We start from the raw sequence: 18,174 nt of genomic DNA on the forward strand, positions 1-18,174 counted from the left end.
TTTACACAACTGCTACACTAGATTTTGTTTTCTTTGAAATAATAGTTTCAAAGGACTCTAAATACATATCTGCAATTTTAGACATCGGGTGTGCCGTAGCCGCTTTATAATTGGCTTTACCTAATGCCGTTCTATAAGTTTCGTTTGTCACTATGTTTTCAATAGCAGTCGCTAAACTTTCTACTGATGTTGGCTCGAAAAACTCCCCTCTATACCCTTCATCTTGTACTAACAACGCTAAATCTCCTAAATCTGGCATTACTACCGCTTTACCATAACTTCCAGCTTGGTGAAGTACGCCTGAGCTTCCTGTTGTTGATGTATATGGAAATACAACTACAGCACTTTCATTAAATAAAGTTGGAACTTCATGTTCTTCTACATAACCAGTAAAACGCAATTGTGGCACATGCTTGTAATCTTCTTGTACTTTAGCTAAATAACCTGGTACGTTTGGATTATCGGTTCCAGCAATTACAACTTCTAAATTTAATCCTGTAGATTGTCTTACTTTTTCAACAGCCTCAATCATACCCTCAACTTTTTTATACGTTCCAAACTTTCCAAAAGTCATAATTTGTATAGGAGAAGTTGAAACTTTATAATCTGGTTCTTCAGGAATTTCAAACGTACCATGCGGAATTAACTTTACGTTTGTTGCATTATATTTTTCTTCCAAAATATCAACATACTTTTGCATCGTAACAGCAACAGTATCTGCTTGAAGAATTAATCGCGTTAAACTTGAACCTATAAATCCGTAAATTTTTTGCATCAATTTATTACTTGTGAACCCTGCACTTCCCAAATCTACTTCTTCAAGAATATTATGTAATAACACAATATTTGGAATCTTTTTTAGCTTACAAACTAATGGCAACATTAAACCTAAGGCAGCAGCCACTTTTTTATCTCCAAATTTCATAAACTGTAAATTGAATAAAACAGCATCTGGTTTAACTTGGTTTATAGCTTTAGTTACATTTAAAATGTTTGCATAGCTATTAAATGTCCAACATTCTTTTATTGTTATTTTACAACCTGCTTCTGTAAATTCAACATCTTTTTTACCTTCAGTAGTATCTGTTAATAATACCAATTCTGTAACATCTTCTTTTTGTCTAAAGTGTTTTACCAAATGGTATGCATATTCATTTAAAGTTACTTTACTTGGTGGATATGCTGTTACGATTGCTAATTTCATAAGTTTCGTTTTTAATGTTATTTATTAATTACTCTACAAATTTGGGGTTTTATTCATCTAAAATCAGTCACTTGTAGACCGGATGACCTTTAGTGTAGACGAATGGTAATTCTCTTTAGATTAAGCTATTTTAGATTTTAATTGATTGTATTTAAAAAAGGATAATTGAATGCACAATAATAATAACATAGCTATAATTTGCATGTGCACCACTTGTTCTAAGCTATCATGATAAAAAATAACTAATCCCATTTGAAGCATTCCAAATAGCCCTGAAATTACTACGGGAACATATTTATCTAAAGACAAGTAGTAATATGCAAAAATATTAGAGATAGCAAACATTGAGGTAGCAACAGCATATTTCCACAACAAAGGCGCCATGGCTATGTAACTATCTCCAAAAAGCAGCGTGATAATCGTTTCTGGAAAACTTAAACAAACCACAATAATACTTATTGAAATAGCTGCTATATAACCCACATACTTAAAAAGTGTTGGTGCTGTTTCTTTCCCTTCTTTTTTAAGTTGAACTACAGTTGGCAGCAACAACATAACAAACATCCAAGCGATGAAGTAAACAATGCGACCAATTAAAGCTAAAGACGCATACAAACCTGCCTCATATGATTCAAAGTAATGCTTTACTAAAAGAATATCACTATTATTTATTATGATTTGTGTGAGTTCATAAAATGCAGTTATTATAAAGAAACTTTTTATTTCTTTTGAATGTGTTTTACTTAATACCAATGCTTTTTTTGGAATGATACTTGGGAATTTAAAAGGAATCAACCCAAATACAAATGATGCTAGAATACCAACCGCAATAACAACTGACGATTGGATATCGAAAATTAAAATAAGTCCAAGGGTAATAATTAATCTACTTAACATTTCGCCTTGATATGTTATCGATAATGCTTTAAAAGCTTTTTTGCCTTGAAATATTCCCCTGTTCACACTCATTAAAAAATAAAGTGGTACACCACAACCAAAAACAATAAACATATTTGATGATGATGTATTAAATAGGTTTTGCAATTGGTTTGCAAACATTATAATGAGTATTCCCATTAAAACGCCAACCAAAAGTGCATTTTTATATACTTTAGAAATAAAACTTTTAAACACTTCGTTTTCAAAAAGTACAGAGAATTTTGCGGTAACTAACTGAAATGTCATAGCTGCAAAACTCAATACTAATAAAAATGTAATGAGTACTGCCGCATCTGCAAATTGCGCTGGTCCTAATAGTCTCCCAAGAATTAAATTATATAAATAATTCCCACCGTTTACAACAAGAACACTTAACATAAATAATTGCTCTGGCGAAATTTTTTTAGATTTTAAAGTGGCTATAATTTGCATGACTTTAGTTTTAAAAATTAGTATTCTTTTAATTATGCTGCTACTGACATATTAATAGATTCATAAATGTCTTTACAACCATAACCAATCACTGAAAACGCTTTATTATAAAATTCTGCTGCTTCAAAAAGATCCTCTATAACTTTCAAGCCATTCTTATCAATAGCTGTAACCTTATCAATATTTATGGTTAGAGATTTTGAATAAGCTAATAAGAACTCTAAATGATTTTTAAATTGTTTTACTGTAGTATTATTAATAGTGCCTTCTACTAAAAATGTTCCGTTGTTCTCTTTAATTCTAAGTGCCATACTATTTTTTTTAATTAATATTGTTTTGTTTTCTGGTACAAAGATGCTTTAAGAATCAGCGTAAGACTCTTGAATTTCGTTCAGGTGCAAGTTGCTGTAGACGAATGATTCAATACTATTGATTAACTTGCACCTGTAATAAATTAAACACACTATGCCCTTTAAAAAATATCTACTATTACTAGTCTTATCTGTATCTACCTTTATATATGCACAAAACATGCAAGAAGGTTTTACCTATTTAGAAACTGGTAAATACCAAGAAGCAGAATCTTTTTTTGAAACTATTCTAAAAGACTATCCCGATAATAAAACAGCAAAACTATGTTATGGGCGTGCTTTGGGTTTACAAGGCGCATCAGAAAAGGCTGTTACTATTTTTACCGATTTACTAAAATTATATCCCAACGATTTTGAAATTAAACTCAACTACGCAGAGTCTTTACTTTGGGATAAAAACTACAGCGATGCTAAAGCGTTTTATGAAAACTTAATTAAAGAAGATGATAAAAGTTTCCCTGCGCTTTTAGGCTATGCCAATTCCCTATCCAATCTTAAAATATATGATGACGCCTTAGTTTATGTAAATAAAGCTTTGGAAGTATTACCAGGAAACCCAAATGCGTTAACCTCAAAAAAGTATATTTATTTGGGCTATGCGTATCAAAATCAACAAGCTCAGAACTACGAGGAAGCAGAACGTTTATTAAAAGAAAATTTAGATCTTTTTAAAGATGATAAAGACACACTTTTAAATCTTGCCAACCTCTATTTAATTGCTGGCGAATTTGATAACGCTGAAACCACATACAACACCATAGCCAATACGCCAGAAAACAAGACAGTAGCACTAAACGGATTAGCCTTAGTAAAACATTTAAAAGGCAAAGAAAAAGAAGCTTTAAATATTAGTGAGGAAGCTTACAATACGATTTCAAACTTAAATGATGCAACACTAATACAACAAACCAAAGAGCGTTACATTCAAGCGCTTATTTGGAATAAAAAATATAAAGATGCACAGGTTTTAATTGATACATTGCATAAAGCAGAACCCAACGAAAACTGGATTTTAGCCTTACGTGCTACTTTAAACATTTATAAAAGTGATTTTAAGAAAAGTGTTGCGGACTACAACCGCATTTTAGAAAATGATAGTAGTTCTTTTGATGGCAATTTAGGAAAAGCCAATGCCTTAAAAGCTTTAGGAAAATATGATGAAGCCTACCAATCCGCAGAAAATACTTTAACCTTTTATGACAAGCAAAAAGATGCTACCAATTTTATTACAAGCCTAAACACAAGTTTTACACCGTTTTGGGAAACCAAAGCCTCCTACTCTTTTGATAATGGCGATAACAAAGCCTTTGCAGTACAAACGAATATAGAATTTCCAACTTCAACCAAATTTAAGTGGTTGGCGCGTTATGGCTACAGAACAACAACCAATAAAGTCACTAATTTTGATGCCACATCAAACGATTTTTCATTAGGTTTAGCCTACCAAATATTACCAAATATTACGTTTAAAGGAACTGCTGGCGTTACCTCTGCCAAAGCAAACACAAGCAATTACACGCAATTGGTAACCGATTTAGCCTTAAACATAAAACCCTTTAAACTGCAAGTTTTAGATATTGGCTATAAAAGTGAAATACAAAGTTTTAATGCCGAATTATTAGATCGGGAAATCGTGATGAATAACCTGTACGCCAATTATAACCTAAGCACCAACTTTAATTTAGGATGGTTTACACAATATTTTTACACGTGGCAAAACGATGATAATGCTAGAAACTTATTGTTTACCTCGCTTTACTACAACATACTAGCCAAACCTGCTTTAAAAGCGGGTTTAAATTACCAATACATTACGTTTAAAAACCAAGTGCCAACTATTTATTTTAGCCCAGAACAATTTAACGCTGCCGAAGTATTTGTAAATATTATTAAAGATGAAGCCATTACTAAACCTAAGGCGTGGTTTTATGAGTTAACTGCGGCCACAGGTTTACAATATATTGAAGATGATACCAGCCAAAGCACCTACCGCATACAAGGAAAATTAGGGTATAAATTTACTGAACGTGCTTTATTAAACTTGTATGGTACCCGAAGTAATATTGCCTCAGCTACTGCAGCTGGTTTTACTTTTAATGAAATTGGGCTGCAGTTTAAGTGGTATTTGTGTGAGTTTCCTGGGTTTAGGGAATAAATGGAAACAGTTTTGTATGAAGCTCGTTGTTAAAAATCAGCTATGATTTTCCACCGTTACCGAAAGAGAACGAATTGCAGTATAGCTCATTTAAAATTTTAAACCATAATTCTTATTCATTTCATTTTTAACTTTAGACATATCAATACCTTTCTTCTCGGAATATTCAATTAAATCTAGTTCAATCGAAACCTTTAATTTTTGTGCTTTTAATGTTATGGACTTAGTTCTTTTAAATAATTCATTAAAAAACGAATCTGTCTTATAATTATTTTTATCGATTGTAATACTCTCATGAACTAACCAATTTCTTTCTTTGAGGAGGCTTGATAATTCAGTTTCCAATGAATTAGGCAATAATGATTCATCTTTGGCAATTTTTATTGCCCGTCCAAAAGTATAAAATTGTTGTTTTTTTAAAAGATCATCTGCTACTTTCTTTTGGTCAGGTTCTGTTTTTTTTAGAATAATTAAATGGCTTAAAGCGTCTTCTAATATTTGAACTGCACATAGAGATTCTCCTAAACAAGTATAAAGATTTATTTCTTTTTCTGAGGTTTCTTTGAAGTTAATTTTTTTAACCATGATTATTATAGAATTTCATACTAATAGTCTCCAAAACTATCAAAAAGCTTATATTAACAAACTGTTGTTCAAAACGCCTCATGTATGATGTGTTGCGGTAGTATGAAACTAAGTTAGCAAAATATCATGACCAATAGGGAAACGTCACGGGTATTAAGAAGTTGGCAAGAACGAGCAATTACTTATAGCCATTGTTGTATGCAGTTTTTATTACTTTTTATAATAAATACCGAATCCATCATTTGGCATAAAACCATTTTCCATTTTGAATCGTAATTGTTTATTTCCTAATCGTGAATCTTCAATTACATATAGATCATTATTTCCTAAATCAAATAATCCGATTTCAAAATTTTCTGGAATTATAATACTAAAGTATAAGTTTGAACAATAAGTATTCATCTTAAATAAATGATAAGGGTTATCTAAAATGGAATACTTGAATTTGTGTTTATATTCTACAAAAAATTCCCTCTTAGATTCAAATATGGTCTCGAATTCCAATACATCTCGTTCTAATTTATCCATGAAGTCAATTTCATCGACTTTATAAGCCATTAATTGCGCAGAATATTCTGTTTGAATCTGATTATTTATTGGGTGTTTAAATTTAAAATACTTCTGAGTTTTGTCTGGTAAAACTAATACTCTGGTAAATTGATAGAATTCAATTTCATTATTATCTATTGACGAAACATCAACCTGAATTTCTAAATTTCTAAGATAAAACTCAGAGTAAACGGGTGAGAATTTTGTGGTTAGTTTGTGAAAAAATGAATTATAAATTTCTGGAAAGCTCTCCTCACTAATTATTTTATTTATCTTTTTTCGAAGCTTTTGAAAATCTTTTGAATCTGCATTCGGAGTTGTCAGTTTTTTTAACTCTTTGTTTTTCAAAAAAACAAAAACTGATAATAGTACAAACAAAATTAACAATGTAATGTAGCTGCCTTTTGTAAAAAGTAGTTGAAGGATTAAAATATAGAGGTCTACATCATTATTATTATACCTTTCATTTAAGTAAATAAATAAATTTTCAAAATTTTCATCAAAACCTAATGCCAATGCTTCTCTAATTATGGCAGCAGTAATTAGAAAAAGAATGTAACTAAGTGTTTTTTTTTGAAATATTATTTCTAATGCCTTATTCAATAAGTTTGAGTTTTTAATTGCATACAACGTGATTCTGTATGACTAGTTATTTTTAAAAATTAGCTAACAATGTTTCTATTTCAGCAATTATTGGTTCTGTTTGTGAATTAGAATCTACTTTGGATAAAATATCATAAGTCGTGTTCAATGATTGACTTATTATAGTTTGTTTCGGTTTTTCTCTTTTTAATTGATTTAAAACTCTTTCTGATTCAGATAAAATATCTTCTTTGTCTTCTTCGTTTAATTCTAACTTATCAACTATTATATTAATTTGTTCAACAAGGTTTTTTATCTCTTCTTTTTTTAAGCTGTTTATTTCCAGTTGTTGAGTTATGTTTGTTCCTGTCGCTGTATTAATTTTAGCATTATTACCTGTGTTTATAGTGTTCCCTTCCCCAACGTTTGACGTATTGTACTGATTTCCCATAATTACATTAATAGTCTTAGTAATATTTTCTTTTATGTCATCGCTAATATCTTCAATGTTTTTTGGTAAATCTGGAAATTCGGTTTCTAGGTTTAACATAAAGTCTAAAAATTTGCTTCTAATTTCGGTTAGAGTTTGCGTAATTGTAGAAATATGAGCCATTTTCTTTATATCTCTTATTTCGCTTTTAAATCCGCTTTCTTTCATATGCCGAGTTAATAAAGCCCAAAAATCAATAGGAAGAATTTTAATAAGCGTGTCGTTATCTTTGTGGTTTACATAGCTTTCTAATGTTTTTACGCTATCTCTAAATTCAAATTGAACAAAGAAGTTTCTTAAATTTTCATCACTAATAAACGAAATTGGAACAGGTGTGTTTTCTTGCAAAGCATAACCCTGTCTTAAAGTACAAGATGAAGTAGCAGAACCAACTCTATATTCAGGAAGAGTATCACTCATAGAATACCCATTGATTTCTTTATTTACCCACTCCAATAATTTTTTATTTTTTAGTCTAGAAGCAAACACTTTAGTCTTGAGCAAAGGGCTAACTAACGATTTATCATCATTTGTTAAATCATATATTATTTGTTGAATCATATAGTTTTTTAAAAATCATTAATTATCCTTTCACAAGAAATAATTCTAGTAGTTAATCTATCAACTTCATCCATCGTATAATTTTTGCCTTTTACTTGTCTAATATGGTTTATTAGTTCATTTATCTCACTTTCCTCTTTTACAATCAAATACATAATGTTGTTAGCATTGAAATAAAGTCTTTCATCTTTTAATTTATCATTTGCGTTTTGTTTTTTTTCTGGTGTATTATAATGTTCTTCATTTATAAAATCAGGAATTTCTCTATTCAAAGTCATTCTTGGAACAAATCTCCATTCTCTTTCATCAGCAAATCTATATTTTTCAATTTCTTCTGTTCTCCTAATAAGCTTGCCTTCATACTCCTTAGAGAGTCTTAGCAAGTCTATAATTGTTCCTTTATGTTTTAGGTCAATGTTTATATCGTCAAGAAATTCTTTGATATTTGCTCTAAAGTTTGTTGAAAATTCTGATTTTAAATTTTGATAAAAAACAGGAGAAAGCTTTTTTTCATTTGCCCAATCTTTACTTAAACCAATTCCATATTCTCCATATTTCTCAATGTGTTCTGTTATTTCTGATATTTTTATATCGCAAAAAGATACCATTGGTACTGCAATTTTACCATCCTCTTTATCGTTTGGTAATTTTTCCAAGCAATACTTTAATTTGAAGTTATCTCTTAGAATATCAAATAGTGCATTTTTGTTGGTAAAATGGAAAAGGGTTGATGGTGAAATACTCATTTTCAATAGATGGTTTTAATTAAACACTACGGTTATATATAAGAATAGTTGCGGGTTTGTGTGCAAGAAATTTCCGAATAAAATTCAGATGTAGCAAACACGCAACTACATTGTTTTATATCTAAACCGCATTTATTTTTTTTCGATGTTAGGCATATTATTTATTCGGTTTTATCTACTTTTCTATTCATTAAAGAACTTAAAAGAGGTGGTGAGTCATTGTGTGATTTTTTTTCCAATGTTTCACTTGGATTATAACTTGAAGCATCAATTAGAGAAGCAACTAATTTTTCCATTATTTCGTCTTTATCGGAACTTTCAGGTAGTTTTGCAATTTCTCTTTTATAGCCTTCGTAAGATTTAGCAAGACTTTCCTTATGAGCATATTCTTGTTCAAGTCTGCGATTTTGACTTTGCTGTTTACTTGCAAATAATGCAAGCCAAATTGTCGGAACAAAAAATGGTGCTCTTGCAAGAATATTCATAAATGCTCCTCCAACAGTTTCGCTGTCTTTAATTGTCGTAACTGCATACCAAACCATTCCTATCATTGTTCCAATGAATACTATTGACCAAAGTATATTAGGTGTTTTGTAGCTCTTTTTTTGGTCGTGATAAGATTTTGCAAGTCCAGCAGATGTCGCACCAGGAAGTAAATCTTCAATTTTTGTTGATAATGTACCATACTTTTCTTCCCAATCAGAATGTAATTCCTCAAGTTCAGACTTTAATTCGGTGATTTTAAATTTTAAAGCTTCTTTGTCTTCTGTTGTTTTTCCAAATACTTTTGTTTCAAATTCCTGTACTTTAGTCTCGATTTCGCTGATTTCGATATTATATTCAGTTACTTTTTCAAAAGTCTCATTCAGTTTTTCCGCTTTACTTGGAACTGCTGTATTTGGTTTTTTAACAAAATCATTATATAATTCTGTAACGTCATTCAGTTCGGCTTTTAGAGAAGAAACTTCTTCTTTAGCTGTTCCAATAAACTTCTCAAATTTTTCTTCAAAAGTTTCAATTCTTTCTTCTTTTTGTTCTTTTTCCATATGGTTGGTTCATATTGTGCCTAACTTATTTATATGCGTAACTTTATAAGTCTATACCTTCCTACTGCTTAGCTTTAAGTAATTTCAAAACATTTTAAGTTTTATTTAACTGCCAGAAAATTACTAAAAAACACGATAAAAACCTATAATTTTCTTACTTAATACGACATTAAAATAGTATGCCAGTACCCGCGTTAGGGATTGAACGGCATGTTTGAAATCCCCGATCCCGATAGCTATCGGGAGAGGGATTGAGTAGTGAAAGCCCGACCCGACCTTAGGCGGGTAACGCCCAAATAATTAACCTTACTTTATTATAATAAAAAAAGGCAAAAAACTTACGTCTTTTGCCTTACCACCTAGAATAATTTGCTATTAATTAATCCATGAGTAGTTTTGTGGTTTTATAATTGGTTTGGTTACTTCTAATTTTACAGAAATAGATACCAGAACTTAGGTTTCCGCGTTCTAGTTTTATTTCATTTTTACCAGATACTACACTAAATGGTATTTGTTTTACTAAGCGCCCTACTTGGTTGTAAACTAACAACTCTACATGTTCTGAGTTTTGTGCTGTAAAGTGTATGGTTGTTTGAGAGCTCATTGGGTTTGGTATGGCCACAGCATCTAAAGCTTTAGTTTCTGTTAAGCTAGCCACAGATAATGTGCTGCTTGTTGAGAAACGCAATTGCTCTAATGTCATGGATTTAGTAACTTCTGTACCATTTTCGGCTAACATGGTAAACACTATAGAGGTTATATCGTTTACTTCTAATGGTGTACCGTTGCTTGATTTAAATTCAGAAAATGGTAAACTATAATCTGTTAACTCTTCTGTTAAATCTATACTTGCTTTGTATTGTGTTTCCCAGTTGGTAACACTTTCTTTTACTAATCTTATAATAAGTGTTCCTGTACCTTTAGCTTGTAATTTAAAGCTGTTATACTCAGACAAATCTATGGGGTTAAACTTTGGTGTTAACGCTCTGTAAGCCGCAATATATTCGCTAGTTGTTGCTTCTAAATTAATGTTACGTTCTACAGCATATTCATCGTCATCAAACTGAGTTTCGTTTGTTTCTACAGTATAGTTTGTAACGGTTGTAGTTGGTGCAGCATCATCGTATCCCCAAGGACCATCAGACATAAACAAATCATCTGGAGTTTGTATACCGTCTCCAATTCTAAAACCTATATCAAAAAGGTTTCCAGCTTCTACTTGAACATTAGAAATGTAATCGCCGTTTAATTCAATAATAGATGATACATAGTCTACGGTTTCTGTTTCTGTTCCTCTTAATCCGCCATCAAAAACAATAGCTTCACTCCTATTTGTATTTACAATTTGTAAATCTAGTTTTCCGTTACGGTATGTTCCTTTTCTAACAAAAACTGTTGGTGGTGTTGAGTTGTTATAACTAGTAACCGGTTTTTGTACATCTAACAATCTTACCACTTCTTCTCCAAGACGTAATAAATCGTCTAAAGAATTTGACCAGATTTGGAAATTATAAAAGCCAACATTATTCTCGTATTTATCTAAATTCCAATGGCTTTCAATTCCGAAATTTGCACCATTGTTTATTGATTTTGCTGACAGACTTAAAACAAACTCTAAAGAGCCATCAATAGTTCTGATTAATGATTTAATAAATTGTTGTTCTTTAATTTCAATTGTAGATACCGAAATTAATTGCGCTCCTAATAATCTATCGCAAATGTATTTAGTATGCTCGTAAACGCCTTTATCTGTTTTTAATAACAAAATAGAAGCTACGGCATCGTTATTTCGCATATAATCAACTGAATAGATATCGGTTGCGTTTGTAATGTTTATTAAATCTTTTGGAGACGATTCTATAACATCTTCTTCATTGATAACATCTAATGGAATAAAATCTGATAATTGAAACCCATTACCTTTTCCAGCTTTAGTTTTACCATATTTAGATGTTTTTGAAAAACGTTTAGCAGCTGTTTTGTCAAATTTATAATTGCTCTTTGCTCTATTAAAATTACGTTTGCTGATTTGTTGAGAGAGTCTGTTGTTACTTTCTAAACCACCCTGGTTTGCACTTGAAGAAGTAGATAACTCAATTACTGGACACCCTGCATAACCAGAACAAGATGGATCTTCACAATCTATTAATCCGTCGCCATCATCATCAATACCATTATCACAAATTTCTTGCGGTACTGGAGCTGTAGGACAACGTGCACCATCATTTTGCGCACTAGACGGTCCAAAAGCAAATAAATTAGATTCCATAGAGTTTGATCCATTTAACTCTTGAACACTTTGAATGACATATATAGTTCCTGTTTGGTTTGCCGATATATAAAAACGACCAGAAGCATCAAAATAAACCGCACCATAAGTGTAATTTAAACCTGAAAGAATCGGCACTTCTCCCAAACTTTCCATAGCTCCAGTTTCGGCTTCTATTCTATATAGAATATTGGTTTTCTTTTCAACTGCATACAATTTTTTATCTACAGCATTAAATGCCCAATCGTGAATACTAATATTCTTAGATAGGTTTAACGTTTTAATATATTTTCCGTAGTTATCAGAATCTGGATTTAAATCTACAGCATAATATGTTGTTCCACCACCTTTTAAATAGTAAATACCTTCAGCACTAACATCGCCTACATAACGACCACTAGTTGGTAACTCATCTATATAAAACGTTGTGGTTTTAAAGTTTTTCCCAATACGAACAATTGATTTTGCTGGTGTACTTAAAGACCCCCAAATAAAACCATCAGCAGGATTGTATGCTGTTGCATTTATATTGCCTTCTGCAACATCAGTTGCAACTGTATATGAATTTCCTGATGCTAAATCGATAGCATACACATCATTGTATTGAAACAAGTATGCATTATAATCACAATTAAATGGTACGTCTTCTGAACCAACTCCTACTTGAGCATTAACTTGTGATATAATAACCAGTAATAATAGTAATATTCTTTTCATGATATAATTTATTTATAGCACAAAAATATATGACTAAGGCATCTTAAAATGCAATTTTCGATGGATGAAAATTAAGTGTAGACGAATGGAAATATTAACAAGTTAAACGATTATAGTAAGTTTAATCGTTTCATTAATTCTGGTCTATTTGAACGACTTACCGGAATAACATCTTTCTTGATAAGCACACTATTATCCTCAATATCAATAATCTTTTGAACATTGATGATATAAGAACGATGTATTTTTAAAAATAAATCATTAGGCAATTTATCTTCAATTTTTTTTAAAGTAGAATGTACTGTGTAATTCTTGTCTTCTGTTTTTACCTGAATATAATCGCCTTTAGCTTCTACTAAATAAATACTTGGTATATCTATTTTAATAAGTCGTCTATCTATATTAACGTATAAATCGTTTCCAGAGCTTGTTTCTATTTGACTTGAAGCTGCGGCAGTTGTTTCTTGAATTTTATTTGAAATCGATTCAGCTTTTTGAATGGCTTTTTCAAAACGAGGTAATGCTATCGGTTTTACTAAATAGTCAACGATGCAGTCATACTCGAAAGCTTCTATTGCAAATTGAGGGTCTGAAGTAGTTAAAATTATTTTAGGAGGATTTTTTAATGTTTGAATAAAATCAAAACCTGTGAAATCAGGCATATGAATATCTAAAAATATAAGATCTACATCATTTTGATTCAAATACTTTATCGCTTGCATCGCATTAGGAAAATCTTCTAATATATTTAAGCTAGGAATATTTGTACAAAGCTGAGCTATAATTGCTCTAGCTGTAGCCTCATCATCAATAATAATACAATTCATAAAATAACTTTATAGGGTAGTTAGAAAGTTTGTAATCATTTGCATAATATTGTCAAATTCTTCTTTACCTGTTGTACTTTTTTCTAATAAATTATTTTCAAAGTCAACAGCAACTTCATAACTCTTTTCAAGCCCTAAAATACTAATTTTATGTTTAAGTTTGTGGACATTTTCTGCAGCCTCTTTAAAGTTATCACTTTCAATATTCTTATAATAGATTGCTTTCTCTTCAGGGAATTCTAATTTTATAATAGATATTAGTTTTTCCTCAAAGGTTTTATCGCCTCCTGATAATTGATTTATATAAGATAAATTAGGTTGCTCCATAATTATTTTTTTAAAGTGAAATAGAATGTTGTCCCTTTATTTAATTCAGATTCCACCCAAATTTCACCACCATAAAGTGTTATAATTTTTTTTACAATAGACAACCCAATCCCCGAAGATTCTGGGTTATTCTCAAGTTTTTGAAACGTTTTAAATATCTTATCAAAATAGGCATCATCAATACCTTTGCCATTGTCTTTTACAAAAAATCTCCAAAATGCATTATCATCATCTACGCCTATTTCAATAAGTCCGTTAGCCTTATCATTATATTTTATTGCATTATCTATAAGGTTTTGAAATAACTGCTGTAATCTAAATTTATCGCCATTAACAACTGGTAGTTTGCGGGCTTTTTTTATGGTAATATGTTGTGGTGTCAGCATTGTAGATATAATATTATCAACTAATTTATCGACATTTACATCATAAAATTCTGTTTTGTTTTTATTAATGGTAGAATAATTTAAAATACCACTTATAAGTGTATCCATTTTTTCTACATTATTTCTAATAAGATTCAAACTTTCTTTCCCTTTTTCATCAAAAACAACCTCATAGTCTTGTTTTAACCAGGTAGTCAATGTGTCAATGTTTCTTAAAGGTGATTTTAAATCATGTGATACCATATGGGCATAATCACTTAATTCTTGATTTTGATAAGCTAATTCGTTCAAAAGCTTTTCTCTCTGCTTATTTATTTCAACTATTTCTTTGGTTTGATTATCAATAAATTCTACCAACTTCAATCCATCTAAATCTGTATTTTCTAGCTTTTGTTTTTCAGGAAGTTCATAAAATTTCAGAGTTTCTATAACGTGTTTTAACTTATCAATAACTTCTTTTTGAGCTATAGCTTCTAATTTCAATTGTTCATTAGCAACAAATAACTCTTCTGAACTTATAGTCATAGCACGTTGTTGCATTACATATTGCTCATCAAAATTTGTGAAAGATCTATTTACTGCATCTAGAAACTGCTCTAAATCTTTAGATGAGGCTTGTTCTTCTGATAGATATTTTCGAATTTGACGTTTAAGTAATGAATTCATTATTCGCTTATTAGCGTTATAGTCATAGTTTGATTATGCAATTGACAGTTGCTTTCACCATGAAAAGGAGCAATTTCTCCATAAGAATAAAAACCACACATAGTTGTTTTACTACCAACAACAGCAACAACTTCTTCAATTTCCTCCTCTACTCGCTGATCTAAAACCAACTTTCTGCCAATACAACTTACCAATAAAGCCAATTGAGGCTTGTTAGTTCTTAACTCTAATGCTTGTCTTGCAGCACGTTCAGATGCATTGGCAATGTTATCCACATTAGTCATCATAAGTTGCACTTTAGAATTCTCGGGGATATCACCCGCAAGAATCATGGTATTATCATCTTCATTTATATTTAAAATCGTTCTAACAAATGCTTGCTTTTCTTCAGTTGACTTTACATTTAAAGGATATAATAATGCAGCTGCAGGCAATTCTGCTGATTTATCTCCTAAATATTTTTTATATAAATCTAACGCAGGCTTGTTATCTAATTCAAACAATACATTAGATTTAGATTTAGTAACAATACGTTCTGGACCAAAAGGAGTCCAACCACCATGTATTGAAAAAGAGACTTCTAATGATTCTCCGTAAAAACCAATAGCTATAATTTCTCCTGTTTTTGGGTTTTCATTATATGATGCTAATGTTTTTTCAAAACGTGCTGCATCTCCACAAAGTCCTCCAGTTATTAGAAGATTTTCATCTATAGCAGAGTTCATACCTTTAGTTAACTCACTACCATTAATAAAACTACCTTCTGATAGCACAAAAACATATTTTAGCCCTTCTTCTGGAAACTGGTTTATAAGATCTTTTCCAGTTTTAAAACTATCCAAATTTGAATTTAAAACATTACTAGTTTTTATTAAAAAGGAGCTTTTTTCGAACTCAATGGCTGTTATTAAAATACTTTCATCATCAACAGATTCTGAAGTAATGTCTCCACTTGTTGAGCCAAATACAATATGACCGTCTGGATACAACTGTTTTACTTCTTTATAAATTGTACCATTTTCTAGTAAATATCTGTTACCTAAAACTAAAACTAGAGGTTTTATAAGTCTAATATTATCACTTAAATATTCCCAACTACCTGCTCTGTTTTTTTTTAATTGAACCGTTTTCATAAATTATTTTTTTAATGTAAAAAAGAATGTTGTTCCTTTTCCTGGTTCACTTTCTAACCAAATTTCGCCTTCATGCAAATCAATAATTTTTTTAACTATTGACAATCCTATACCTGTTGAATCTTTACTTTTATTGAGTGAATGAAATATTTTAAAGATTTTATCATGAAACTTTTTTTCAATGCCCATACCATTATCTGCTATGGAAAATTGATAATGGGTTTGAAGGTTTTCAACATTAATTTTAACAAAGCCTTTTTCTTTATCTATAAATTTAATAGCGTTACTAATAAGATTTTGAAACAATTGCTGCAACTTCGTTTTGTCTCCTCTTAATGTTGGTAGTTTGTTTAATACCTCTACTGTTACATGATCTGGCTTATACATGATTTCAATTAAATCAGTAATAACCTCATCTAAATTTACATTTACTTTTTCGCTTTCATTTGTACCAACACTAGAATAACTTAAAACATCAGAAATAAGTTGTTCCATTTTTTCTAATGTCGTTTCAATAAGTTTAAAATTTTGAAGACTAACTTCATCCAACTTATCTTTATTATCATCTTTTATCCAATTTACTAAAGCATCAATACTTCGTAATGGAGATTTTAAATCGTGTGATACAATATGAGCGTATTCTTGAAGTTCGTCATTACTCTTTTCTAGCTTTTTTAGTAGTTTTTCTTTTTGAATTTCAAGAGTTTTTAATTCAGTTACATCCCTAACTATACCTTGTGCTGCAACTGGAGAACCATTATCATAAATTATACTGGCATTTATATGTACTAATTTTTCTTCTTTCTTTCTTGTAATAATAATTACATTAAAATCAGTAAGTGTACCATTATTAAAAAGATATTTAAAAGATTCAGCAACACGCTCTAATTCATTTGGATGAACCATCTCAATAAGATTAAAATCTTGATTTGAGTCTTCAAAACCCAATAGGCCCACCGCAGCATCATTCATTTTTAAAACATTGCCTGTTAAATCTATAATAACATAAGCGTCAACTATATTTTCGAAAACACCTTGCAACTGAGAATCTGTTTTATTGAGTAAAGTTTCTAACTCTGAATAAGACTTTTCCAGTTTTTGCTTTGCGTCATATAATTCGGCAGATTTATTTTCAAGAATTTTTTCTGCCTGTTTTCTGGCAGCTTTTTCACGCGCAAGTGCACGCTGTAACATGTCAATTTTATCTTGACTCATTAGTTTTTATTAATTAAAAACTTTACTTCTGTGCCATCTTCTTTTATTTTTTCCAAAACAATAGTAGCTGTTGAATTAAAATGCTCAAAAGTCTTATTCATTAGTCCCAAACCAAAATGATGCATCGCTCTACTTGATTTGTAAATAATTATTAATGAGTTCTCAGTTCTTTCAACAACCTCAAACGTTGGCAATTCAGCATCTGGATATATTTTTCTAACTTCTACATGTATATGATTTTCTATTGAAGATATCATTTCAATAGGATCATTATAAGTAGCTAAAAGCCCTGGGTAACTTTTTTCTAAAACACTAAAAAAATGTTCAGCATACACTAATAATAAATCATCAATTGAAATACCCGTATGTTCACTTAAATGCTGCAATAATTGTAACATTTCAGAAAACTTATAAGTTCCGACAGAAGTGTAAACACCACCAGATTCTAAATCTGACTGAGTTATAATTTTATCAAGAACTTCTAATCCAAATTTATCTTCAACTAAATCTAAAAACTCAGTAAAAACAATACCTTTCATTACACCTTTTTTAATTCATTAATACTCCAATATGCCAATAGTTTCTCTATTTTTGAAGTATATTCTTCATACTTCAAGGGTTTCAAAACATAACCAGCAATACCTAATCTGTAACATTCTAATAAATCTTTTTGATTATTAGATGTTGTTAGTATTATTGTTGGTAAGTATTTTAAAACATTATCCTTTTTTAGGATAGCAAGAAACTCTATACCACTGATTTTTGGCATATTCAAATCTAATAAAATTATGTCAGGTAATTCGTCTTTTTTTTCTAAAATTTTTAAAGCCTCTTCTCCATTATTTGCTTCAATTAATTTATGATTTAGCTTAAGTGTTGAAATAGTTCTATTCAACTTCATGACCTCAATCATGTCATCTTCTATTAATAATATATTTAAAGCCTTCATTTAATTTACTTTTTTTAATTTATTC

At 30.4% G+C, this 18,174-nt stretch carries 17 protein-coding genes; 1 reads left to right on the forward strand and 16 read right to left on the reverse strand.

Features of this window, described 5'->3' with window-relative positions:
• Window position 1: 1 nt before the first annotated feature.
• The 3 genes from DIS18_RS12105 to DIS18_RS12115 form a co-directional block, all read right to left on the reverse strand.
• Window positions 2-1,204: a glycosyltransferase gene (locus DIS18_RS12105; protein ID WP_109353344.1), complete on the reverse strand. Its 1,203-nt coding sequence runs from the start codon at window positions 1,202-1,204 to the stop codon at window positions 2-4.
• Window positions 1,205-1,324: 120 nt separating this feature from the next.
• Entirely contained in the window at window positions 1,325-2,575 is a 1,251-nt protein-coding gene (locus DIS18_RS12110) for an oligosaccharide flippase family protein (protein ID WP_181364048.1), read from the reverse strand.
• Between the two features lie 32 nt (window positions 2,576-2,607).
• Entirely contained in the window at window positions 2,608-2,886 is a 279-nt protein-coding gene (locus tag DIS18_RS12115; RefSeq protein ID WP_109353345.1) for an STAS domain-containing protein, read from the reverse strand.
• A 154-nt stretch (window positions 2,887-3,040) separates the two neighbouring features.
• Between DIS18_RS12115 and DIS18_RS12120 the strand changes: the two genes are divergently transcribed.
• The gene (locus tag DIS18_RS12120; RefSeq protein WP_109353346.1) at window positions 3,041-5,101 is read left to right on the forward strand and encodes a tetratricopeptide repeat protein; all 2,061 of its coding nucleotides are present in this window, start codon (window positions 3,041-3,043) and stop codon (window positions 5,099-5,101) included.
• 90 nt (window positions 5,102-5,191) lie between these two features.
• On the opposite strand, the gene DIS18_RS12125 is transcribed toward DIS18_RS12120, so the two are convergent.
• The 13 genes from DIS18_RS12125 to DIS18_RS12185 all read right to left on the reverse strand — a co-directional run bounded on the left by DIS18_RS12125 (window position 5,192) and on the right by DIS18_RS12185 (window position 18,149).
• On the reverse strand, window positions 5,192-5,686 hold the full coding sequence (locus DIS18_RS12125) for a hypothetical protein (RefSeq protein ID WP_109353347.1): 495 nt from the start codon (window positions 5,684-5,686) through the stop codon (window positions 5,192-5,194).
• 210 nt (window positions 5,687-5,896) lie between these two features.
• On the reverse strand, window positions 5,897-6,838 hold the full coding sequence (locus DIS18_RS12130) for a hypothetical protein (RefSeq protein WP_146191826.1): 942 nt from the start codon (window positions 6,836-6,838) through the stop codon (window positions 5,897-5,899).
• Between the two features lie 52 nt (window positions 6,839-6,890).
• Window positions 6,891-7,868 carry an AbiTii domain-containing protein gene (locus DIS18_RS12135; protein WP_109353349.1) on the reverse strand — a complete coding sequence of 326 codons (978 nt, stop codon included), beginning with the start codon at window positions 7,866-7,868 and terminating at the stop codon, window positions 6,891-6,893.
• An 8-nt stretch (window positions 7,869-7,876) separates the two neighbouring features.
• On the reverse strand, window positions 7,877-8,614 hold the full coding sequence (locus DIS18_RS12140; protein ID WP_109353350.1) for an abortive infection system antitoxin AbiGi family protein: 738 nt from the start codon (window positions 8,612-8,614) through the stop codon (window positions 7,877-7,879).
• Between the two features lie 161 nt (window positions 8,615-8,775).
• Window positions 8,776-9,660: a hypothetical protein gene (locus DIS18_RS12145; RefSeq protein WP_109353351.1), complete on the reverse strand. Its 885-nt coding sequence runs from the start codon at window positions 9,658-9,660 to the stop codon at window positions 8,776-8,778.
• A 379-nt stretch (window positions 9,661-10,039) separates the two neighbouring features.
• A complete protein-coding gene (locus tag DIS18_RS12150; protein ID WP_109353352.1) occupies window positions 10,040-12,646 on the reverse strand; it encodes a DUF6923 family protein in 2,607 nt (868 codons plus the stop codon).
• Window positions 12,647-12,756: 110 nt separating this feature from the next.
• Window positions 12,757-13,473: a LytR/AlgR family response regulator transcription factor gene (locus tag DIS18_RS12155; protein ID WP_109353353.1), complete on the reverse strand. Its 717-nt coding sequence runs from the start codon at window positions 13,471-13,473 to the stop codon at window positions 12,757-12,759.
• A 9-nt stretch (window positions 13,474-13,482) separates the two neighbouring features.
• Window positions 13,483-13,800, reverse strand: coding sequence for a histidine kinase (locus DIS18_RS12160; protein WP_109353354.1), 318 nt, complete (start codon window positions 13,798-13,800; stop codon window positions 13,483-13,485).
• A gap of 2 nt (window positions 13,801-13,802) precedes the next feature.
• Window positions 13,803-14,852, reverse strand: coding sequence for a sensor histidine kinase (locus DIS18_RS12165; RefSeq protein ID WP_109353355.1), 1,050 nt, complete (start codon window positions 14,850-14,852; stop codon window positions 13,803-13,805).
• Entirely contained in the window at window positions 14,852-15,985 is a 1,134-nt protein-coding gene (locus DIS18_RS12170) for an FIST signal transduction protein (RefSeq protein ID WP_109353356.1), read from the reverse strand. Before DIS18_RS12170 ends, DIS18_RS12165 begins: the two co-directional genes overlap by 1 nt.
• Window positions 15,986-15,988: 3 nt before the next feature.
• Complete coding sequence (locus DIS18_RS12175; protein WP_109353357.1) at window positions 15,989-17,200, reverse strand: sensor histidine kinase; 1,212 nt, start codon at window positions 17,198-17,200, stop codon at window positions 15,989-15,991.
• The gene (locus DIS18_RS12180; RefSeq protein ID WP_109353358.1) at window positions 17,200-17,739 is read right to left on the reverse strand and encodes a heme NO-binding domain-containing protein; all 540 of its coding nucleotides are present in this window, start codon (window positions 17,737-17,739) and stop codon (window positions 17,200-17,202) included. Before DIS18_RS12180 ends, DIS18_RS12175 begins: the two co-directional genes overlap by 1 nt.
• On the reverse strand, window positions 17,739-18,149 hold the full coding sequence (locus DIS18_RS12185) for a response regulator (RefSeq protein ID WP_109353359.1): 411 nt from the start codon (window positions 18,147-18,149) through the stop codon (window positions 17,739-17,741). The genes DIS18_RS12180 and DIS18_RS12185 overlap by 1 nt, the downstream gene beginning before the upstream one ends.
• Window positions 18,150-18,174 lie beyond the last annotated feature (25 nt).

Source organism: Algibacter marinivivus, from assembly GCF_003143755.1.
GTDB classification, from domain to species: domain Bacteria; phylum Bacteroidota; class Bacteroidia; order Flavobacteriales; family Flavobacteriaceae; genus Algibacter_B; species Algibacter_B marinivivus.